Source organism: Clostridium sp. DL1XJH146, assembly GCF_054819755.1.
In genome coordinates, this window is sequence record NZ_JBTVVN010000021.1 from 46,861 (window position 1) to 69,313 (window position 22,453).

Below are 22,453 nucleotides of genomic sequence, written 5' to 3' on the forward strand. Positions count from 1 at the left end.
ATTATAAATATAATGTATAAACTATAAGAGGAGGTGGTTTTGTGTGGTACAGTAAAAGTAAAAATGATGTGTTATCTCAGCTAAATACTGATGCTATTAAAGGGTTATCTTCTTTTGAGGCAACATCCAGACTAGAAAAATATGGATATAACAAGTTTGCAAAAAATAAGAAAAAATCTATTTTTATATTATTTTTTGAGCAAATCAATGATGCAATGATTTATATTCTAATAATTGCAGCAATTATTTCTGCAACTATAGGTGAGACTAGCGATGCAATTATTATAGGTGTTGTTATATTATTAAATGCTGTAATTGGATTAATCCAAGAATCTAAAGCTGAAAAAGCCCTTGATGAATTACAGAAACTCTCTACACCAAAAGCTCTTGTCAAAAGGGATAGTGAACTAGTAGAAATAAATTCTGAAATGGTAGTTCCTGGCGATATACTAATCATTGATGCTGGAAGATATATACCATGTGATTTACGCCTTATAGAGAGTGCAAATTTAAAATTAGAAGAATCTGCTTTAACAGGAGAATCTGTCCCTTCAGATAAGGATGCTACTTTAACTTTTGAAAATAAAAAGGTCCCTATAGGTGACCAAAAGAATATGGCCTTTATGTCTACCCTATGTACCTATGGTAGAGGTGTAGGTGTTGCTGTTTCTACAGGTATGGATACTGAGATGGGTAAAATAGCCTCAATGCTAAAAAAAGAAGAAAAAGAATTAACTCCATTACAAAAAAAATTAGCACAATTAGGTAAATTACTGGGGTTTGGCGCTCTTGGCATATGTGCACTAATTTTTGCAATCGGTATGCTACGAGGCAGAGACTTATTTGAAATGTTTTTAACTTCTATAAGTCTAGCTGTAGCGGCAATTCCAGAAGGTCTTCCCGCAATAGTAACTATTGTTCTTGCTATAGGTGTCCAAAAAATGATAAAAGAAAATGCAATAGTAAGGAAATTACCCGCTGTTGAAACTTTGGGCTCTGTAAATGTAATTTGTTCAGATAAAACAGGAACATTAACTCAAAATAAAATGACAGTAACTAAATTTTATTCTGATAAAATACTAGATGACGCAAACAAATTAAATATTGATAACACTACCCATAGATTGTTATTAGAGAACCTTGTTTTGTGCAATGATGCAACCTATTCAGAGGATTCCAAAACCGGTGACCCTACCGAAATTGCACTTTTACAAATAGGATATAATTATAATTTACTAAAAAATAAATTAAATGAAATCCATTTAAGAATTAATGAAATACCATTTGATTCTGATAGAAAATTGATGACAACACTAAATAAATATAACGGCGAAAACTATGTTATGACTAAGGGAGCTATAGACAGTATACTAAAAGTTTCAAAATGGGCACTAATAGATGGAAAAGAAGTTGACCTAACAGAAGAACTAAAAAAAGAACTAATGAAAATATCAAATAGGATGTCTGATGAAGCTCTAAGAGTTATATCAGCTGCCTACAAAAAAATAAATAGTTCTCATATAAGTATAGATGAGATGGAAAAAGATTTAGTTTTCATTGGTATGGTAGGAATGATTGATCCTCCAAGGATGGAAGTTAAAGATTCAATTTCACTTTGCAAAGAATCAGGCATTCGTACCGTTATGATTACAGGCGACCACAAAAATACTGCCTTTGCTATTGCTAAAGATTTGGGCATTGCCGAAGATGAAAATCAAGCAATATTCGGACATGAACTAGACTCTATGTCTGATGATGAATTAAATTCAAAAATAGACGATCTTAGAATATTTGCTAGAGTATCTCCTGAACATAAGGTTAGAATAGTAAAAGCTTTAAAAGCTAAAGGTAATATAGTTTCTATGACAGGTGATGGCGTTAATGACGCGCCCTCTTTAAAAGCTGCAGATATCGGAGTTGCTATGGGTATTACAGGTACTGACGTTTCTAAAGGGGCTGCAGATTTAATATTAACAGATGATAATTTTTCAACAATTGTAAGGGCAGTAGAAGAAGGTAGAAATATATACAATAACATAAAGAAAACTATAATCTTCCTATTATCTTGTAATATAGGTGAGATAATAGCTATTTTCACAGCTATTATTTTAAATTGGTCTTCTCCACTTAGTCCAATTCATCTACTATGGATAAACCTTATAACAGACACTTTACCAGCACTAGCTCTTGGAGTTGATCCTAGTACTGATGATGTTATGAAAGAAAAGCCAAGGTCAATAAATGAAAGTATATTTCATGGGGATATAGGCAATTTAGTTTTCAATGGTTTTATAATTGCGACCTTAACATTAACAGCTTTTAAAATTGGAGAATATAATTATCCTGGTTCTCTTATGCATGCACAGACAATGGCATTTATGGTAATGAGTATTTCTGAATTAGTTCGCTCTCTAAATATGAGAAGTAAAACAAAATCAATATTTACAATTGGCTTATTTACAAATAAGTTTTTAATATATGCAATTGGTATAGGCATATTCCTACAAGGAGTAGTAGTACTAACTCCTGGTTTGAACAGTTTATTCAAGGTTACACCATTAACTCTTTCAGACTGGGCACTAGTAGCCTCTCTAAGTTTAGTTCCGTTAGTTGCTAATGAACTTATTAAAATCGTTAGAAGGGCTAAGACAAATTAGCAATTTGCTATTTAAGACAAATTAGCAATTTGCAATGTTCAATTTGCAATTGAGGATGATTTTGCTGCGCAAAATCTTTAATTTAATAAATTAAGGAAGCTTCTCGCCATACCGGCGAGAAGCTTCCTTAATTGCTAATTGCTAATTGCTAATTGCTAATTGCTAATTGCAAATTGCAAATTGCAAATTGCACATTTTCTTTTACCTTAAAAGTTCTTAAGTACATAATTTTCAGCATCTAAGCACCATAAACCACTGTTAGCTTTTACTATTTCACTTAAAGCTTTGTATCTTTCATCTTCCTTGCCCAATTCTTCAAAATCATCAATTGCTGTTAGAGGCATGTCAATATGAGGATATATAAGTTTCTTTCCACCAGGTATGTTTGGAAGATTTAATATTGTGTTAGGTACAGCTTCTAATCCGCCTATATGAGTTACCATAACAGCTGGATTTATTAAACCTTTTGCTGTCATATCTAATGATTCAATCATATCCTCTGTACTACCACCACTTGTACCTGCTATGTGTGTTGAAGCATAGTGAACATTATAGAAGTTAAATTCTGCTGAGAATTTGTTATCTGTAGGACCTGCAAAGAAGTTAAGACAACCATCTTTTCCTAAAATATTTCCACCCATTTCAACTACTGGTCTAACAGGAGCATATGCGAAAACATCATCATATCCTTCTCCACCTGTTAAGTCCATCAAATATTCTTCAGCCTCTTCTACTGTGTTGATATTGACATAGTGAAGCTCAACTCCATTTTTCTTTGCTTCTTCTACAGTCAAAATCGACTCTGCTCTTTCTAATCTTTCATCATCTATATCAGTTACAACCACTAGACTAGGTTTTCTATCACAATGAACTATATAATCAATTGCTCCCATTCCCATCGGACCTGCTGCTGCTAAAAGTGCAAGCTTTCCACCTTCTTTTATTCCCATAAAATGTTCATATACAAAGTTCTTAGTATGATAATTTGCATGATATGCTCCAATGATACATGACATTGGTTCTGCTAGTGATGCATATGCATATGCGTCTCCTTCATATTTCAATAAACATCCTAATTCCATACATTCATTAGGAAGAATTGTATAAGTAGCATTTCCACCAAAATAATTATATGAATAACCTGGTGAATATGGGCTACCTTTATAATTTAAAGCAGGCTGTACTGCAAACTTTTCACCTGGCTTAAATTGATCTTGCCATTTTGCTCCTACCTTAACTATTTCCCCAGCAAATTCGTGTCCTGTAATAACTGGATTTTCTGCTATATCTTCTGGTACCCTTTTATGGTCTGTTCCAAGTTTAGCTGCTTTATAAGTTGACATACAAATACTATTTGAAACAACCTTAGTTAATATCTCATCATCTTTTATTTCTGGTAATTCAAACTCTTCAACTCTTATATCAGATTTTCCGTATAATAATGCTGCTTTTGTCTTCATATATATCATCCTCTCACTTTTTATTTAACTATTTTATATTTCACTTCTTCAAATATTTTTAAAACATGTTTAATATTCGGTGCTTGTGTTCCTTCCATCATTACAGCCCCTGTACCCGCTGCAACTGAAAGTCTTATAACTTTATCAAATAGATATTTTTTATCAAGAGATAAAGCTAGTGCTGCTACCATGGAATCTCCTGCTCCTACTGTGCTCTTAACATCTACTTTTATAGGTTCAACTACAGCCGTTTGATCTTCTGTTATGAATATAGAACCATCTCCACCTAATGAAACAACTATTACTTTAATTCCATATTCAAATAATTTTTTTGCACATTGTATTATTTCTTCTTTTGTATTTAGCTTTACTCCATATAACATCTCTAATTCATCTATATTAGGTTTTACCAAATAAGGGCCAGCTTTTATACCTTCTTCAAGTAAGTCTCTATCAGCATCTAAAATTACCTTAGTTCCCTTTTCTTTAGCATCTAAAATCATTTTAGTGTATAAGTCTCTATCTAAATTTTTAGGTATACTTCCTGAAAGCACTAGCACAGAATCTTTTTTTAAAATTTCACCAATTTTATTCTTAATGTTATCCAAATCTTTTTCTGCTATTAGTGGTCCATTTTCATTTATATCCGTATAAGTTTTATTCTTCAAATCAACAATCTTTAAATTTGTCCTTGTCTCTCCCTCTGTAAAAACAAAGTCATTTTCAATTTGAAATTTATCTAATTGTTGTTTTATAAAGTTACCAGAGTTTCCTGCTAGAAACCCTGTAGCTACACTCTCTCCACCTAATTCTTTAACTACTTTTGAAACATTTATGCCTTTACCACCAGCGTCAACTCTAGATTTTTTTTCTCTATTTACCTTTTGTATATTAAAATCATCTATTTCCATAGTCTTATCTAAAGCTGGATTTAAAGTAACTGTAACTATCATACTTATACACCTCCAAAACTTCTATTACATTTCTACGAATGTTTTGTATATTAGATTTACATCATCAGTTTCTATTAATCTTTTAACATCCTCTTCATTTTCTAAAGCTGTTGCTATATTAGATAATATAACTAAATGCTCATCGCCTTTTCCTGCTATTCCTATAACTAAATTAGCTAAATTTCCATCTCCAAAAGAAACACCTTCAGGATATTGAATAATTACTATACCTGACTTCTTGATATATTTTTTAGCTTCACCTATTCCATGTGGAATTGCAAGATTGTTGCCGATATAAGTAGTTACCAATTCTTCTCTTTCAAGCATTGCATCGATATAACTTTCATCAACATATCCAGCATCTACTAACAATCTTCCTGCCATTTTAATTGCTTCAATTTTATCTACAGATTTCATATTTAACTTTATATTTTCTTTTCTCAAAATTGTCTGCTGAGTTTCAACAATTTTTGTTGTTTCTTCTATTTTTTCTTCTACAACATCTTCTTTGGCTTTTACTGTTTTAGATTCTTTTAATTTTTGGATTAATTCATCATATACAGGTGTTGCCATAAAATTATCTATTGAAAAATGTTGTGCCTTTGGTGCTGAAGCTTTCGCTCTAGATGATAAACTTTCTTGAGTTATTACAATATCTGCTTCATCTGGGATTTGATCTATTGCTGTATTGATAACTTTTATATCTAGTCCTGCTTTTTTCACTTTATTTCTAAGAGTAGATGCTCCCATTGCACTTGATCCCATACCTGCATCACAAGCTACTACAATTAAATTTACTTTTTTAGCTACTTTGACAACTGAAGACTCTTTTCCTTTTAAATCAACCATTTTTGATTTTGCTGCTTCTAATTCTTCGTCGTTATTTTTTCCTCTTTTAATAAAGAAACCTGCTACGATAAAAGATACTACTGTTGCTACTAATACACCTGCAAGTACTGGTAGTAATCCACCCTTTGGTGCCATTGACATTACTGCTATTATACTTCCTGGTGATGCTGCAGCTACTAGTCCTGCTCCTAAAAGTGAGAATGTAAGTACTCCACTTGCTCCACCTGCTATAACAGCTAATATTAATACTGGGTTCATAAGTACATATGGGAAATAAATTTCATGTATTCCACCAAAGAAGTGAATTATAATAGCTCCTGGTGCTGAGTTCTTTGCCATTCCTTTACCAAAAACATAGTATGCAAGTAATATTCCAAGTCCTGGACCTGGGTTTGCTTCTAGTAAGAAGAATATTGATTTTCCTAATTCTTCTACTTGAGCTGCTCCAAGAGGAGTTAACACACCGTGGTTAATTGCATTGTTTAAAAATAATATTTTAGCTGGTTCTATAAATATTGATGCTATTGGTAATAAGTTTGCTGTAACAAGTTTTTCTACTGCATTTCCAAGTCCTGTTGTTAAAGCTTCTACTACAGGTCCAATTACTTTTAAACCTACTAAAGATACTATCATACCTAGTATTCCTGCTGAGAAGTTATTTACTAACATCTCAAATCCAGTTGGTATTTTATCTTGAACTAAATCGTCAAATTTCTTTATAACAAGACCACCTAGAGGTCCCATTATCATCGCTCCAATAAACATTGGGATACTAGCTCCTACGATAACTCCCATTGCTGCAACAGCTCCAACTACTCCGCCTCTAACTCCGCCAACCATCTTACCACCTGTATACGCTATTAGTAATGGTAGTAAATATGTTATCATCGGTCCTACTAATGTTGCCATGCTTTCATTAGGTAACCATCCTGTTGGAATAAACAAAGCTGTAATAAAACCCCATGCGATGAATGCTCCTATATTGGGCATTACCATTCCACTTAAAAATCTTCCAAATCCTTGTACCCTATCTCTACCACTAGTTTTCTTTACTGTTGAATCCATGTGATCCCTCCTAATTTTCTAATGTTCTATCTAACAAAAATTTATTCAAAATGACTTCTATTGCAAATATAATTTCTTCCTTGCTACTTCTTGCAATTACATCTACAAAATGCTCTTTCACAACTAAACTCTTGCTTATTTCACTTATAACCTCAAGAACTTCTTTATCCGCTTTGTTAGGTGCTAACATAATTAAAGCTATTTTTATTTCTTCATTTTTTCTTGTTATTGGTCTCTCTAATCGCACAACTCCTAATTTCAAATTCTCTAAACCATCAGTTTTGCAGTGTATCAATATCAATCCTTTATCTCTTAGTATTGTGCTCCCTGACTTTTCTCTTTTTAATATATCTTTTTCAATACTCTGAGCTTTATCTTTGTTCTTACAAACCAATAAACTAATTTCACTAATCAAAGCTTCAATATTATCTATATTTTTTAATTCTGCATAAAAATAATTATCTATAATTTCTACTATGGATTTGCTATAAATCATTAGTGAAAAGGCTTTATCCCTTAAAGTTACTTTTCCAAATTCATAATTTTTACTTACTGTATTAACCTTAACATTGTCTTTTTTATCATCATCTAGTATTATCCCTAAACTGAAAATATAATCATTTATTTTCTCTATATCTTTTTCTACTAATAGAGGAGTAACTACTATAACAGGAATACAGCAATTACTAAAATCTACTGTTGATATAATAAAATCTATATCATTTTGTCTTATAAAAAGTTCATCTATTTCTATTGTTGATACTACATCTACAATTTTTATGTTTTTAAATTCTTGGTCTAATCTTGTTGCAAGCATTTTTGATGAACCTATACCACTTGTGCACGATACTAGAACATTATATTTCTTCTTGCTTATAGTTTTAGCTTTTTCTATTGCTGCACCTAAATGCATTGTTATAAATCCAATCTCAGACTCTGGAATCTCTTTTTTAAAATAATCTTCAAGAAAAGAAACACTTTTTTTACTTATTTCGAAATACTCCAAGTATTTTTCTTTTATACTATGGAGCAGAGGATTTCTTATTTCCATATCCATTTTTAATCTAGTTATAGTTGGTTGTAGATGAGTAACCAAACCTAATAACAAATTTTTATTATTTTTAAGAGAATAACCTGTTTCTTTTTCAGCTATCTTTATAATTTTATTAGCCATCTTGATTAATTGAAAATTCCCAATAGTCAAATCGTCTTTTCTTTGAGCAACATCTCTGATTTTTGACCCTTTAAGATGCATTGTTACATATCCAATTTCAGATTCCGGAATATCTATTTCAAAAGCCTTAGAAATTCTATCTGTAATACTCTCAGAAATAATATATTCCTCTGATAGTTTTAATTCATCTAGTACTTCCTTCTGCATTGTTATATTCTCATTGTTTTTAATTCTTTTTATTGCCAAAGCTAAATGCACAAGCAATCCAACATAAGAACTATCGGCTAATTTGTATTCAATATTATTTTCAGCTTCACTAACAATTTGTTCTAACTTTAAAATAGTTTCTTTATCAATCAACTTTAATAATCTATTTCTTGTTTGATTTAAATAACTTTCATTATCTTTAGTATTATTTATTGTAACTTTTTCATTTATAATTTCTAATATCTGTTTTTTATCTAAATATTCATATAGAAGTGCTATCATTGCTTTTCTAAAAGCATTTTCACTTCCCTTTACAAAAACTCCAAGTCCTGGCTTTCTAATTAGTTGCAGATCATAGCTTTTTAATTTTTTCTCAACTTTATCTAAATCATTGCTGATTGTACCTTCTGATACTTTAAACATTGTAGTAAAGTAAAACAATTTAACTGGTTCATTTTGTTGCAAAAGTTCATTTAATATTAATGATTGCCTTTCCTTAGGCAAAAATACTTTTTCGACACTCTCGAAATTTAGTAAATTTTTCAACTCAGCTTTTTCATCAATTGTCCCTTCAATGCTTAATCCAACCCTAGGTTTTTTATTCAAAACTAATCCATTTGAAAGAATCCACTTTTCAACATCCTCTATTTCTCTTAGAATAGTCCTAGAACTAACAGATAATTTATTGCTAATACTCTTAACTGTTATAGAACCATCAGCATCACATAAAATCTCAATAATTCTTTTCACTCTAGAACTGATCTTAATATCTGACATATTTCACCTCCTGCAGGTAATGGTGACAAATTGCAAATATTTCTTTATCTAATTCAATTATATTCTTCTGAAAGCTTTAACTCAACTCAAAGATAATTCTATTTGTCACTAATAAATAATGACAACATTAAATAGTTAACCTCAATATTTAATGTTTTTTACTAGTATATAAATAGTTTCTAACTAATTTATTTGTTTATACTATAAGTTTAAAAAAAAAGAAAAGCAACGAATATTCGCTGCCTTCTTAATTAGTCTTATTATTTTGTAATATTATTTTTTCAAACTTTCAACAATTTCATCATATACCGGCGTGCCCATAAAGTTGCCAATTGAAATATGTTGTGCTCCTGGTGCAGCAGCCTTCGCTCTTGAAGATAAGCTTTCTTGTGTTATTACAATATCTGCTTCCTCTGGAATTTGCTCTATTGCTGTATTGATAACTTTGATATCTAATCCTGCTTTTTTCACTTTATTTCTAAGAGTAGATGCTCCCATTGCACTTGATCCCATACCTGCATCACAAGCTACTACAATTAAATTTACTTTTTTAGCTACTTTGACAACTGAAGACTCTTTTCCTTTTAAATCAACCATTTTTGATTTTGCTGCTTCTAATTCTTCGTCGTTATTTTTTCCTCTTTTAATAAAGAAACCTGCTACGATAAAAGATACTACTGTTGCTACTAATACACCTGCAAGTACTGGTAGTAATCCACCCTTTGGTGCCATTGACATTACTGCTATTATACTTCCTGGTGATGCTGCAGCTACTAGTCCTGCTCCTAAAAGTGAGAATGTAAGTACTCCACTTGCTCCACCTGCTATAACAGCTAATATTAATACTGGGTTCATAAGTACATATGGGAAATAAATTTCATGTATTCCACCAAAGAAGTGAATTATAATAGCTCCTGGTGCTGAGTTCTTTGCCATTCCTTTACCAAAAACATAGTATGCAAGTAATATTCCAAGTCCTGGACCTGGGTTTGCTTCTAGTAAGAAGAATATTGATTTTCCTAATTCTTCTACTTGAGCTGCTCCAAGAGGAGTTAACACACCGTGGTTAATTGCATTGTTTAAAAATAATATTTTAGCTGGTTCTATAAATATTGATGCTATTGGTAATAAGTTTGCTGTAACAAGTTTTTCTACTGCATTTCCAAGTCCTGTTGTTAAAGCTTCTACTACAGGTCCAATTACTTTTAAACCTACTAAAGATACTATCATACCTAGTATTCCTGCTGAGAAGTTATTTACTAACATCTCAAATCCAGTTGGTATTTTATCTTGAACTAAATCGTCAAATTTCTTTATAACAAGACCACCTAGAGGTCCCATTATCATCGCTCCAATAAACATTGGGATACTAGCTCCTACGATAACTCCCATTGCTGCAACAGCTCCAACTACTCCGCCTCTAACTCCGCCAACCATCTTACCACCTGTATACGCTATTAGTAATGGTAGTAAATATGTTATCATCGGTCCTACTAATGTTGCCATGCTTTCATTAGGTAACCATCCTGTTGGAATAAACAAAGCTGTAATAAAACCCCATGCGATGAATGCTCCTATATTGGGCATTACCATTCCACTTAAAAATCTTCCAAATCCTTGTACTCTATCCCTCGTTGTTTTTCCTTGAACATTTGTAGCTGTGTTTGCCATTTGCTTTCCCCCTATAATTTTAATTTTAGATAATAATGAATGTCTGTAAAATATTATTGCAATTTTCAGAAAATTTATTGAATATTGTTTTCTGTCTATGGCTAAAGTATATTAGCTAAAACATAGGAGTACAAGCAAAAGAAACCGTCTTCATGTCAGTATAAAATAGTGACAAAATTAAAGTCCCTCTATTTCAAAGCGTTTATATTGAATTATTTCCTTCAAAAAAATTCTACTTCCACAATATTTCATGATTTTTTCATTAAATATTTTAATCATTTAATAAAATAAAAGCTTCTCGTCAACAAGACGAGAAGCTTCCTTAATTGTGCATTGTGCATTGTGCATTGTGCATTTATATTTTAAAAAGTTGTTGCCATTTAATATTGTCTTCAAGTATTTTTACAAAATCAGCAAGATATTTTTCTTCAACTTCAGTAAATCTAGCAAACTCTGGACTATCAATATCTAGTACAGCTACAACTTTACCATCACTATGTATAGGAATTACTATTTCAGAATTAGAGGCACTGTCACAAGCTATATGTCCCTTAAACTTATGAACATCATCTACCCTCTTTATACTATCATCTGAAACAGCCTCTCCACAAACACCTTTGCCTATTTTTATCCTATTACATGCAAATCTTCCTTGAAAAGGTCCAAGAACAAGTTCTTCCCCTCTCCTAATATAAAAACCAGCCCAATTTATCCTATCAACCATTTCAAAAATAATTGCAGAAGCATTACTCAAATTGGCAAGAGCATCCTCTTCCCCATCTAATTGTCCTTTTAACATCAAAATCATAGTATGATAATTATCGTTTTTCATATATATCCATCCTTTCTTTTGTCAAAATGTAAAGTGTTTTTTTACATAGAGTAAAGTGTTCAAAATACAGTATATCGCCATAATAGAGGTTTTTAATGTATATTATACACATATCTTTATTGATTTTTTGATACTTCACTTATTTCATCAAGGGTATCGATAATTTCATTTATATTATCAACAGTATATACTCGTCCACTATACTTAATTTCTTCATGGTTTACAATGATTTCAGCAGGATTATCATTTATTAAGATCTCAAGTTTATATGACCATCCACCTTTCGGAAGAATACTTAATTTGCTTTGAAAAGATGAATCATTAATTAATCGTATTAATTTATCCTCATCTTCCTTGTTCAAATCAATAGTATACCCTGAAGTACCATCTAATATTGAAACTATTTCTATTTCATTGTCATCCTTAAAAACATCGCTTATTCCATCGCTAAATAATTGGAGCCAAACAGCAAAAAATACCATAATCAAAATACTTAAGCCTAAAATTATAAGGTACTTATTTTTATTTTTCATGTTTACTTCCTCCTCTAAATGTAGATTGTATAACTACATTTATATTATTCTAATTCGGAATATCTTTACTCACGACTATTGGGATGAATAGTTACATTTATCAATTTAACAACACCAAAGTCTAACAAATCCATAAGATAAATTAAAGATTTTGCGCAGTAAAATCATCCTAAATTGTGCATTGTGCATTGTGCATTTGCATTTGCCTTTGCCTTTGCCTTTGCCTTTGCCTTTATGCATTATTCATTGTTCATTTGTTTAAGATTTTCAATGTACTCTCTCCCGCTCTCCACATAATGTTCAGCGTTAATATTTATCCCTTCTATTTCTTCATCCGTTAGTTTTCTTATTGCCTTTGCAGGAGATTCTAGTATCAAAACACCATCTTCAAATTCTTTATTTTGAGTTACTAAACTATTAGCTCCTACAATAGAGTTTTTACCTATCTTAGCGCCATTTAATATAGTTGCTCCCATACCTATTATACAACTATTTCCAATGGAACATCCATGTATTATGCAATTGTGTCCTATAGTTACTCCTTTTCCAATGACAACTGGATACTTACTATCTGTATGTATAATAGTGCCATCTTGTACGTTGGAATCGTTGCCAACTTCTATTCCATTTAAATCTCCTCTTAATACAGTATTAAACCATATAGATGAATTCTTTTTTAATACAACTTTCCCAATTACATCTGCACTTTTTGCAATAAATACCTCTTCTCCTACTTTTGGTTCTATTCCTTTCCATTTATAAATCATTAATTTCCTCCTAATTTTTTTGTCATTTAAGTCTTATATTTAAATTTATCAAATTTTGCTTTAAAATTCAAATTTCCCACCTTTCAATAATAACTATTGAATAATATTATTTATTCAAGTATAATACTATATATTGTGATTAACAATATATTTAATCGCTATATATAGAAAAAATCAATAAATCTTAAAATTGTTTCTAGTAAATTTATGCTAAATAGAATAAAATATACATAAGAGTTTTTTTGCATTTTATCGCAGGAGGTAATGGTATGTTAAAAGTTAATTCGCTAGACGAAATTATTAAGCGCCGATTTACAAAAGAGTTAGAAAATGATTCTAACAAAACTGTCTTTGAGATGTTTAATTGGAAAAAAGTAAATGTGCATCTTAAAGATTATAAAACAGGTAATCTACTTTTTCAGATGGATAATATAGAATTTCCTGAAAATTATTCTCAAAATGCTTGTGATATAATAGCTTCTAAATACTTTAGAAGAACTGGTGTACCTAATGAATTAGGCTATGAAAATAGTATGAAATTAGTTGCTCATAGACTTGTAAATTTTTGGACCGAAGCACTAGTAGATGAAGGTTTAATAAAAACACAAGAACAAAAACAAATATACTACGATGAAATGGTATATGGGCTACTAGCTCAAATTTACGCACCAAACTCACCACAATGGTTCAACACAGGATTAGCTCTATCATACGGAATATTTGGTAACAAACAAGGACATTACTATTTTGATGAAGAAGAAAACAAGGTTTTAGAAAGTGATGATGCTTATACTCGTACACAATCATCTGCTTGCTTTATTTTATCTATAAATGATAGATTACTTGGTCCTCATTCTATCTCAGAACAATATGTAACTGAAACAAAACTCTTTAAAGGTGGCTCAGGTACAGGAACAAACTTCTCAACGCTAAGAGCTAAAGGGGAAAAACTATCTGGTGGTGGCTATTCTTCCGGATTAATGAGTTTCTTAAAGGGTTTTGATAGAAACGCAGGTGCAATAAAATCAGGTGGTACTACTAGAAGAGCGGCAAAAATGCTTTGTTTAGATGTTGACCATCCTGAAATAGAAGACTTTATATCATGGAAATCTAAAGAAGAAACAAAAGTTAGAGCATTAGATAAGATGGGATATGATGCTAGTTTTGAAGGTGAAGCTTATGAAACAGTATCAGGTCAAAACGGCAATAACTCTGTAAGATTTTCAGATGAATTTATGAAGAAAGTCGATAATTTACACGTATCTCCTGAAGCAACTATAACGCTTAAAGGAAGAGTAGACAATACCATTGATAAAGAAATTCTAGTAAAAAATTTATGGGAAAAATTTAATCAATCCTCATGGGAATGTGCTGACCCTGCTCCACAATTCGATGACACTTTTAATGCTTGGCATACATGCCCTTATGGGGAAGATGGTGAATATAATGAAAGAAAAAATAGAATTAATTCTACAAATCCTTGTGGTGAATACGCATTTCTTGATGACACCGCTTGTAACCTTGCATCGATAAATATTTATAAACTTTATGATGATGATAAAAATGAATTCGATTTATCTTCTTATATCCATATAGTTGGATTAGTTCAATTAGCCCTAGAAGCTTCTATACATTGGGGGCATTTCCCAACAGAAGATATCGCTGAAAAAAGCTATATGTTCAGAACTACTGGCCTTGGTATCTCAAACATATCATCACTACTAATGGTAAAAGGATTTCCTTATGATTCAGAAGAAGCTCGTTCTTACACCTCTTCCTTAATAGGAATATTGACTGGATACTCGTATTTTGTATCTTCTTTAATGGCAAAGGAAATCGGGTCATTTAAATGTTATAAAATCAATAATAAATCTATGTCTAAAGTAATCAGAAATCACTGTCGAATAGCAGGATTATTACAAACACCTTATGAAGGTTTAAATTATGAACCATTAAAAATAGATCATAAATTACTACTAGATAATGGTTTTGAAGAGCTAAGTTCAATTTCAAAAGATGTGTGGTCACATGCATTAGAATATGGCAATAAATATGGTTTTAGAAATGCTCAAGTTTCTGTTATAGCTCCAACTGGCACTATTTCATTAGCTATGGATTGTGGCTCTACATCCATAGAACCATTCTTTAGCCATGTTGCATATAAAAAACTATCCGGTGGTGGCTATATGACAATAGCTAATCCTGTACTAAGCACAGCATTAACAAATCTTGGTTATAATGCTAATGAAGTTACCGATATTATAGAATATATTATGAGAACTGAAGTTGTTCAAGAAGATGGATTTGAATACGAAAAAATTGTTGATGGAAAAATAGAAGGTGCTCCACATTTAAAAGAAGAGCATCTCCCTATTTTTGATACTGCAAATATTTGTGGTTCAGGTGAAAGATATATTTCCCCTATGGGTCATGTTAAGTTTGTAGCTGCAATTACCCCTTTAATTTCAGGTGCAGTTTCAAAAACAGTAAATCTTCCCAATTCAGCTACAATAGAAGATTTTGAAAATGTTGTTTTAAAATCTTGGAAATTAGGAGTTAAAGGAATATCTCTATATAGAGATGGTTCAAAAGCAAGTCAACCATTAAACAATACTTTATCAAATAGTGAAAAATCTAACCTTGAAGATTTATCATATACAGAACTACTAGCTAAAGCCAAGAATTTAAATGAAACACTTATTGAAGCAGAAAATAAAATAGCTGCTACTAATTTAGACCCTATTGAAAATACTAATAAAAGCAAACTTGATAATCCAATTACTGAGGAATTAACTCAAGAAGAATTAGATTTCATATTAGACACTGATCCCCAAATGGATATAACTACTAATTTACAAGAAACAGAAAACAAACATTTCTCTAAACGAGAAAAACTTATTGGTATAAGAACCGGAACAACTCATCCTGCCCAGATTGATGATGTGAAAATTTATACAACCGTAAACAGGAACCAACGTAATGAAATAAGTGAAATTTATATTACAACTGACAGGGAAGGGACAATTATTAGTGGACTTTTAAATTCTCTTTCTAAATCTATATCAGTTATGCTACAATATCACGTACCACCTTATGATATTGCTAATATGCTAAGGGGTCAGAAATACGAACCATACGGCTTTGTATTAAGACATCCTAATATAAAATATGTCACATCTATATCTGACTTAATAAGTAAAATTATTGATATAGAATTAGGAAATTATACTCGCTGTCAGGTAAAACCTGAAAATCATGAAAACATTGAAATAAATGTAGCCTCAAATAATATTATTGAACAAGAAGAATCACATACTGAAGACAAAATACCTACAGAACAAAAACCTGAAGGTCAGAGGGTTTACGATAGCGTTTGCCCCGTATGTTCAAGTACTAGAATGGTGAGAAATGGTACTTGTAAGATATGCTTAGATTGTGGTTCAACTACAGGATGTAGTTAAAAAAGTGGCTTTGGCCACTTTTTTTAGTGTGAAGTGTGAAGTGTGAAGTGTGAGAAACATCCTTAACTTCACACTTCACATTCCACACTTCACACTAATTTAAAAAATATTCTACCCTTTCACAAATAAATTCATACAATAATTATATAATAACAATTAGATGGAGAATAGTATTGAAAGACAAAATAAAAATATCACCTAGCAACAATGAAATCATTAGTGAAAAGAAACCTAAAATTACTATTGAATTTTTACAAAGAGAATCTTTTCCTTTAGAAAAATCTAAAATAAGAATAACTTTAGACAATAAAAAATTAAAATTCAAACAAAATAATAATGAAATAAAATGTATACTTAAAAAAAATTTAAAAACAGGAAAACACAAACTAAAAGTAAAGATTTCATTCAAGGATAAACGTTCTTATGAATTTAATAGTAACTTTATTATAGAAAAAGACTCTTCTCATAATGTATACTATGGCATACCCCATTGCCATACAAATTATTCGACTGGTAAAGGCTCCCCTGCTGAAGCTTGCAAAACTGCTTTAAAAAATAAATTGGATTTTATATTTATAACAGACCATATTTCAACACTGAATAAAGATACTACTTATAAATCAAAAACAAAAAGAAAATGGGATGCACTAGTTAAACTATGCGAAAAATCGTCAATTAAAAACAAATTCATAGCTTTACCTGGGTACGAAGTAAAAATTAAAGGACAAGGCCATTATAATGTTATCTTTATTAGTACTTTGATAAATAATCATTATAAAAACTTGAGTACACTTGCTAAATCCGCAGAAAAAAACAACTGTATTATTTCTATAAATCATCCAGATAAAACTATTCTCAAATTTAATAATTATAACGAATTTGAAAACACAATAAACCTTATAGAGGTTGGAAATGGTGCTCCTCCATTTAAATACAAAAGGTATGATAAAACATATTTTACCCTTTTAGATAAAGGGTGGCACCTAGCAGCTATTAATTCTCAAGATAACCATGATAAAAATTGGGGAGACAAAGAAAATTTAACTGCAGTTATAACTGGTGATTTAAGCAAATCTTCGCTATACAATGCTTTTAAAAAAAGACAAATATATTCAACTGAAAGTAGGTCCTTAAAATTATTTGTCAAAGCTAATAATCACTTGATGGGCTCAAAAATCAATTTAGATAAATCTTCAGAAATAGAATTCAACATCAGTGCTAAAGATCCTTTAAATAAAATTTATAAGATTCAACTCATATCAAACGGAGGAAAAATAATCAAAGAACAAATCTGTACTAAAAACACTATAGACTGGAATTTCAAAACAAAATCCTTTGCGAATTCTTGGTATGTTGTAAGAGTTATATTAGAAGCTGATAAAAGAGCTCTCTCATCAGCTATATTTGTAGAATAGGCTTTAAAGCAATGCACAATGGCTTTAACCCAATGCACAATTAAGGATGATTTCCTCATTCTTCGGAAATCTTTTATTTAATAAAAGATTATCTAAAAAAACAAAGAAAATCATCCTCTACTGAGCTCTAAACCTTCATTCTACTTTTTTTCATAAAATTAAACATTGCAATTTTAGCCTCATAATTATAAAAGTTTCATTTTTCTATTAACAAAATAAACAGGTTTTAGTCCACAGCTACGAACTATTTCTTTCGCCTCTTCAAAATTCATAGCTATATTCTCTTTTAGATGAGCATCAGAACCAATGGTAATATATTCTCCACCTAGTTCATTATAACGTCTATATATCTTCATAAGAGCATCATAAACGCTTTTATTGCCCAACCTTCTAGTGTTTATTTCAAAACAAATTCCTCTCTGAATCAATGCCTTTAGAACTTCATCTATATATTCCGAATAATCATTATAATATATTTCCGTATCTTTATAAGTCGCATATCTACAAATATAGTCAATGTGAGCAAAAGAATCTATATATGGGTTTGTTTTTATACATTCAAGCATATATTCAAAGTATTTTTCATAAACTTCCTTCTTAGGATTTACGTATATTTCCTTAACATCATATAAATCTTTTCCTTCTAGTTCATGCACTGCACCAAGCACAAAATCTAAATCATTATTATCTATTATTTTAGTGTACTGGTTCTCAAAACCTATACTTAATCCAATTTCAATTCCAAGTAAAAGTTTATCACTTCTATATTTATAGTAACTTTTTATATACTCTTCTGTTTCTAACTTAAATAGTTCTTTATCCGGATAATTCAAATCAATATGCTCTGTCAAAATAATACCTAAATTATCATCTTTAATCTTATTCACTATATCACATATGTTTAATATAGAGTCAGAAGATTTATCACTATGCACATGGCAATCAAACATCTCATATCCTCCACTTCATTTGCAAATCACATAAAATTTCATTTATTTTTTCTTAAACATGTTTTTTTTATTCTTTTTTTCTTGAATCACTTCCATATTTGTTTTGTCAACTCTTGAAGGTTTTGCTTTAGGTTTGTTTTGTGCGTATTTGCTAGTGTTCTTATTGCTAGTAGACTTTCTACCTCGAGATTTATTAGTCCATCCTGCTAAATCCAAAAACCACATAAACAAAATCACAAAAATAATTGAAAATAAATATTGTATCCAAGTACCTAATACTTCATTATTGATAACAAAAAAACCTGGTAGTATAAAAAATACCGCTGATAAAGCTAAAACTAACCATTTATTAATTTTAATTTTATCAAGTACATAAATCTTTAGAAAATTATAAACCACCACCACTACAATAACTATACCTAACATTCTCAAAATCAAACTTGTCCATTCCATTTTACGTCCTCCTTTTAAAATCCTTATGTAATAATATTATACATTTTTATTATAAAATATTAAAGATATTAAAGATATTAAAGATATTAATAATAATATTATTTATATCTCATTAAAGTATTAAAATAATATTTTTAAGGCAATATTGTAAATATAGGTATAATTATATACTTATGTTTGTATTTTTTGCAAATATAATAAAAATATATATATATATTTATTATTATATTCATAATTTATTTGCTAAATTATTGGCAATGTAATAAAATATTAGTATGTACTTAATTATTATCATAATAATGCTGTATTGAGGTAATATTTTTTTTGATAAATTATCAATAATTCTGTTATAATGTTGTTACGTATTAAATTTATAGAGGTGATTTTTATGAATTTTCATATAAACGGATTAGATGAACTGGATTTACAAATATTAGATATTTTAATAGTAGACTCAAGAACCCCATATCTTGAAATTGCAAGAAAGTGTCACGTTAGTGGTGGTACTATACATGTAAGAATGAAAAAAATGGAAGATCTAGGTATAATCAGAGGAACAAAACTAATTTTAAATACTTCAAAATTAGGATATGATGTCTGTTGTTTTGTAGGAATATTTTTAGATAAAGCTTCCTCATATGACTCTGTTCTTTCAGAGTTAAAGAAAATTACAGAAATAGTTGAATTACATTATACAACAGGTGAATACTCTGTTTTCTCAAAAGTAATATGCAAAAATATTTCTGATCTCCAGGACCTCCTTATGAACAAAATTCAAAGTATTGAAGGCGTACAGAGAACAGATACATTTATTTCTTTATCTCAACCAATTGATAGAAATATAAAATTGTAATACATACTTTTTTAAATCAAATCTGTAAACTTTTGCTATCAAATAGTAATATTTTTTTCGTTACTGGTAATACTAACTTCGAAAGAATTATAAAAAGGAGATGTATTATTATGAAAGCATTAGATATTACAGCCCTTATACTCGTAATCATCGGTGCAGTAAATTGGGGACTTATCGGGTTTTTTAGATTCGACCTAGTTGCAGCTTTATTTGGAGATTTAACTGCATTTAGTAGAGTAGTTTATGCTTTAGTAGGGATTGCTGGACTTTACTCAATATCTTTTCTTGGACGAGACAGAGAACCAAGAGAAGAGCGATAATATTTTTATTAAAAGTTTTCAATTGTATTGAAAACTTTTTTTAGTTATATTTTTTTTTCATTTTTTTATTGACAAAAAGAAACAATGAATATACAATAATTATAAATTAACAAACTAAATTATCAAAGTCATTGATCAGGAAGAGTAATTTCAAATCTTAGTTATAGAGAGTCGGGGATGGTGAAATCCCGATACGACGTTTTGTTATGAATGGACCTGTTAGACGTAAACCGAAATCTTAGGATAGTAGTATTTACCGTGTTTCGCACGTTATAGCGATAGGATATGTTAGTATCTGAAAAGAGATGTACTTTAATTTATATGAATGTATTTTTGTTCATATTTGTTATCAGTATAATTTAGGTGGCACCGCGAATACACTTCGTCCTATTATTAGGACGGAGTTTTTTTATTGCAAAAAAATATTATTAAAAATTAATTAAGGGGCGATTCATATGAAAAACGATTTAAAAAAACTAATTATCAATTCTTTATTACTCTCTATTGGACTAATACTTCACCAAATAACTCCACCTATTTTATTCGGAGTTAAGCCAGATTTTGCACTTGTTATGTTATTCATTATAGTTATTATAAACAATGATTATAAGCAAGCTTTACTCTCCGGAATTGTATGTGGTATATTAACAGCTTTAACAACGGGCTTCCCTGGTGGTCAATTACCAAATATAATCGATAAAATAATTACTGCTAACGTAATGTTTGCTTTATTGATCCCTTTTAGAAAATCTCTTACTTCTTCAATCAAAAACCTAGCGACCTCTGTGTTAGTAGGTGGACTTGGAACAATAATTAGTGGCTCTATTTTTCTAGGTTCAGCATTATTAATTGTAGGCTTACCTGCTCCATTCAAAATATTATTTGCTGGTGTAGTTCTTCCTGCAGCTCTAATCAATGCTATTGCAACTCCATTCATTATGATGATATTCAATATTTCTACATCAAGAGCTAAGGTGAATTTATTTAGTAACTAAATTTATTTTAAATGTATTTAGAATGGAGCTATTAGGAGCTAAAGTAATCCCTGTAACTCATGGTATGAGAACTTTAAAAGAAGCCGTAAATGCTGCTTTAGGTGATTTAATTGAAAATCACGCTGATACCTACTATATGCTCGGTTCAGCCGTTGGCCCTGATCCTTATCCTGCAATGGTTAATTTCTTTCAATCTGTAATAGGTAGAGAAGCAAAAGAACAAATTTTAGAATTAGAAAACTCATTACCTGATTATTTAGTAGCTTGTGTAGGTGGTGGAAGCAATGCAATAGGTCTATTCTCACCTTTCTATGGAGATAAAGACGTTAAATTTGTAGGAGTAGAACCCGCTGGAAAAGGACTAGATACAAATATGCATGCCGCTACCCTCTCTCTAGGTACTCCTGGAATAATTCACGGTTTCAGATGTCATTTCCTTCAAGATGAACAAGGCGAACCACTACCTGTTTATTCTATGGCAGCTGGACTTGACTACCCAGGTGTTGGACCAGAACACTCCTTCTATAAAGAAAGCGGTAGAGCCCAGTATGTAAGTGTAACTGATGACGAAGCTTTGCAAGCCTTCTTAGAACTATCAAAAGTTGAAGGAATAATCCCAGCTATCGAAAGCTCACACGCTATAGCCCACGCCATTAAAATGGCCAAAGAATTAGATTCTTCCAAAACTATCATTATCAACTTATCAGGCCGTGGCGATAAAGACGTTAATGAAATTTCTATGATACTTTCTCAAAAACAATAGATACTATCCACTATTTTCATAAACAAAGCACATTAGATTATATCTTAATGTGCTTTGTGAAATATCATCTATTCTTTAAAATACTCCTATCCAATATGGTTCTTCAAAACAAATTGTTAATCTTAAGGCGGCAGGGAATACTTATCCTACACCACTTCATTTTTAATTTTAAACCTTCAAATAGAAAACTATAATATAATTCCAAAATACTCCTTAATCTTTTAATCTTTTAATCTTTTAATCTTTTAATCTTTTAATCTTTTAATCTTTTAATCTTTTAATCTTTTAATCTTTTAAT

At 30.6% G+C, this 22,453-nt stretch carries 17 protein-coding genes and 1 other annotated feature; of the genes, 7 read left to right on the forward strand and 10 right to left on the reverse strand.

Annotated elements, in window-relative coordinates; all coding sequences use genetic code 11:
* Positions 1-41 precede the first annotated feature (41 nt).
* Complete coding sequence (locus ACVHXK_RS11370) at positions 42-2,657, forward strand: cation-translocating P-type ATPase (RefSeq protein ID WP_461206516.1); 2,616 nt, start codon at positions 42-44, stop codon at positions 2,655-2,657.
* A 206-nt stretch (positions 2,658-2,863) separates the two neighbouring features.
* On the opposite strand, the gene ACVHXK_RS11375 is transcribed toward ACVHXK_RS11370, so the two are convergent.
* The 8 genes from ACVHXK_RS11375 to ACVHXK_RS11410 all read right to left on the reverse strand — a co-directional run bounded on the left by ACVHXK_RS11375 (position 2,864) and on the right by ACVHXK_RS11410 (position 12,945).
* Positions 2,864-4,117 (reverse strand): zinc-binding dehydrogenase, encoded by a 1,254-nt coding sequence (locus ACVHXK_RS11375; RefSeq protein WP_461206517.1) that lies wholly within the window; start codon positions 4,115-4,117, stop codon positions 2,864-2,866.
* Positions 4,118-4,137: 20 nt separating this feature from the next.
* The gene (pfkB, locus tag ACVHXK_RS11380; protein ID WP_461206518.1) at positions 4,138-5,070 is read right to left on the reverse strand and encodes a 1-phosphofructokinase; all 933 of its coding nucleotides are present in this window, start codon (positions 5,068-5,070) and stop codon (positions 4,138-4,140) included.
* Between the two features lie 24 nt (positions 5,071-5,094).
* Positions 5,095-6,984, reverse strand: a complete 1,890-nt coding sequence (locus tag ACVHXK_RS11385; RefSeq protein ID WP_461206519.1) for a PTS mannitol transporter subunit IICBA — start codon at positions 6,982-6,984, stop codon at positions 5,095-5,097.
* A gap of 10 nt (positions 6,985-6,994) precedes the next feature.
* Positions 6,995-9,142 (reverse strand): BglG family transcription antiterminator, encoded by a 2,148-nt coding sequence (locus tag ACVHXK_RS11390; protein WP_461206520.1) that lies wholly within the window; start codon positions 9,140-9,142, stop codon positions 6,995-6,997.
* Between the two features lie 273 nt (positions 9,143-9,415).
* Positions 9,416-10,813: a PTS mannitol transporter subunit IICB gene (locus tag ACVHXK_RS11395; protein WP_461206521.1), complete on the reverse strand. Its 1,398-nt coding sequence runs from the start codon at positions 10,811-10,813 to the stop codon at positions 9,416-9,418.
* Positions 10,814-11,168: 355 nt separating this feature from the next.
* A complete protein-coding gene (locus tag ACVHXK_RS11400) occupies positions 11,169-11,645 on the reverse strand; it encodes a GAF domain-containing protein (protein WP_461206522.1) in 477 nt (158 codons plus the stop codon).
* A gap of 116 nt (positions 11,646-11,761) precedes the next feature.
* Positions 11,762-12,178: a hypothetical protein gene (locus tag ACVHXK_RS11405; protein WP_461206523.1), complete on the reverse strand. Its 417-nt coding sequence runs from the start codon at positions 12,176-12,178 to the stop codon at positions 11,762-11,764.
* Positions 12,179-12,417: 239 nt separating this feature from the next.
* Entirely contained in the window at positions 12,418-12,945 is a 528-nt protein-coding gene (locus ACVHXK_RS11410) for a gamma carbonic anhydrase family protein (protein WP_461206524.1), read from the reverse strand.
* Positions 12,946-13,214: 269 nt separating this feature from the next.
* Between ACVHXK_RS11410 and ACVHXK_RS11415 the strand changes: the two genes are divergently transcribed.
* Together ACVHXK_RS11415 and ACVHXK_RS11420 are read left to right on the forward strand one after the other, a co-directional pair.
* Positions 13,215-16,406: a vitamin B12-dependent ribonucleotide reductase gene (locus ACVHXK_RS11415; protein WP_461206525.1), complete on the forward strand. Its 3,192-nt coding sequence runs from the start codon at positions 13,215-13,217 to the stop codon at positions 16,404-16,406.
* A 173-nt stretch (positions 16,407-16,579) separates the two neighbouring features.
* Entirely contained in the window at positions 16,580-17,821 is a 1,242-nt protein-coding gene (locus ACVHXK_RS11420) for a CehA/McbA family metallohydrolase (RefSeq protein ID WP_461206526.1), read from the forward strand.
* A gap of 185 nt (positions 17,822-18,006) precedes the next feature.
* On the opposite strand, the gene ACVHXK_RS11425 is transcribed toward ACVHXK_RS11420, so the two are convergent.
* Both ACVHXK_RS11425 and ACVHXK_RS11430 read right to left on the reverse strand, forming a co-directional pair.
* Complete coding sequence (locus ACVHXK_RS11425) at positions 18,007-18,771, reverse strand: histidinol phosphate phosphatase (RefSeq protein WP_461206527.1); 765 nt, start codon at positions 18,769-18,771, stop codon at positions 18,007-18,009.
* A gap of 42 nt (positions 18,772-18,813) precedes the next feature.
* Complete coding sequence (locus tag ACVHXK_RS11430) at positions 18,814-19,224, reverse strand: hypothetical protein (protein WP_461206528.1); 411 nt, start codon at positions 19,222-19,224, stop codon at positions 18,814-18,816.
* A 388-nt stretch (positions 19,225-19,612) separates the two neighbouring features.
* Here ACVHXK_RS11430 and ACVHXK_RS11435 point away from each other — a divergent pair, with 388 nt between their 5' ends.
* The 4 genes from ACVHXK_RS11435 (at position 19,613) to ACVHXK_RS11450 (ending at position 22,155) form a co-directional block, all read left to right on the forward strand.
* Entirely contained in the window at positions 19,613-20,077 is a 465-nt protein-coding gene (locus ACVHXK_RS11435) for an Lrp/AsnC ligand binding domain-containing protein (protein ID WP_461206529.1), read from the forward strand.
* A gap of 110 nt (positions 20,078-20,187) precedes the next feature.
* Positions 20,188-20,397 (forward strand): DUF378 domain-containing protein, encoded by a 210-nt coding sequence (locus ACVHXK_RS11440; protein WP_461206530.1) that lies wholly within the window; start codon positions 20,188-20,190, stop codon positions 20,395-20,397.
* Positions 20,398-20,519: 122 nt separating this feature from the next.
* Positions 20,520-20,790, forward strand: a binding site (T-box leader).
* 62 nt (positions 20,791-20,852) lie between these two features.
* The gene (locus ACVHXK_RS11445; RefSeq protein ID WP_461206531.1) at positions 20,853-21,392 is read left to right on the forward strand and encodes a tryptophan transporter; all 540 of its coding nucleotides are present in this window, start codon (positions 20,853-20,855) and stop codon (positions 21,390-21,392) included.
* Positions 21,393-21,414: 22 nt separating this feature from the next.
* Positions 21,415-22,155, forward strand: coding sequence for a pyridoxal-phosphate dependent enzyme (locus ACVHXK_RS11450; protein WP_461206532.1), 741 nt, complete (start codon positions 21,415-21,417; stop codon positions 22,153-22,155).
* Positions 22,156-22,453: the final 298 nt, after the last annotated feature.

Excerpts from the sequence above, each read along its gene's own strand:
- ACVHXK_RS11375 (WP_461206517.1), bottom strand. The coding sequence starts at position 4,117 with ATGAAGACAAAAGCAGCATTATTATACGGAAAATCTGATATAAGAGTT.
- pfkB (WP_461206518.1), bottom strand. The coding sequence starts at position 5,070 with ATGATAGTTACAGTTACTTTAAATCCAGCTTTAGATAAGACTATGGAA.
- ACVHXK_RS11385 (WP_461206519.1), bottom strand. The coding sequence starts at position 6,984 with ATGGATTCAACAGTAAAGAAAACTAGTGGTAGAGATAGGGTACAAGGA.
- ACVHXK_RS11390 (WP_461206520.1), bottom strand. The coding sequence starts at position 9,142 with ATGTCAGATATTAAGATCAGTTCTAGAGTGAAAAGAATTATTGAGATT.
- ACVHXK_RS11395 (WP_461206521.1), bottom strand. The coding sequence starts at position 10,813 with ATGGCAAACACAGCTACAAATGTTCAAGGAAAAACAACGAGGGATAGA.
- ACVHXK_RS11400 (WP_461206522.1), bottom strand. The coding sequence starts at position 11,645 with ATGAAAAACGATAATTATCATACTATGATTTTGATGTTAAAAGGACAA.
- ACVHXK_RS11405 (WP_461206523.1), bottom strand. The coding sequence starts at position 12,178 with ATGAAAAATAAAAATAAGTACCTTATAATTTTAGGCTTAAGTATTTTG.
- ACVHXK_RS11410 (WP_461206524.1), bottom strand. The coding sequence starts at position 12,945 with ATGATTTATAAATGGAAAGGAATAGAACCAAAAGTAGGAGAAGAGGTA.
- ACVHXK_RS11415 (WP_461206525.1), top strand. The coding sequence starts at position 13,215 with ATGTTAAAAGTTAATTCGCTAGACGAAATTATTAAGCGCCGATTTACA.
- ACVHXK_RS11425 (WP_461206527.1), bottom strand. The coding sequence starts at position 18,771 with ATGTTTGATTGCCATGTGCATAGTGATAAATCTTCTGACTCTATATTA.
- ACVHXK_RS11430 (WP_461206528.1), bottom strand. The coding sequence starts at position 19,224 with ATGGAATGGACAAGTTTGATTTTGAGAATGTTAGGTATAGTTATTGTA.
- ACVHXK_RS11435 (WP_461206529.1), top strand. The coding sequence starts at position 19,613 with ATGAATTTTCATATAAACGGATTAGATGAACTGGATTTACAAATATTA.
- ACVHXK_RS11440 (WP_461206530.1), top strand. The coding sequence starts at position 20,188 with ATGAAAGCATTAGATATTACAGCCCTTATACTCGTAATCATCGGTGCA.
- ACVHXK_RS11445 (WP_461206531.1), top strand. The coding sequence starts at position 20,853 with ATGAAAAACGATTTAAAAAAACTAATTATCAATTCTTTATTACTCTCT.
- ACVHXK_RS11450 (WP_461206532.1), top strand. The coding sequence starts at position 21,415 with ATGGAGCTATTAGGAGCTAAAGTAATCCCTGTAACTCATGGTATGAGA.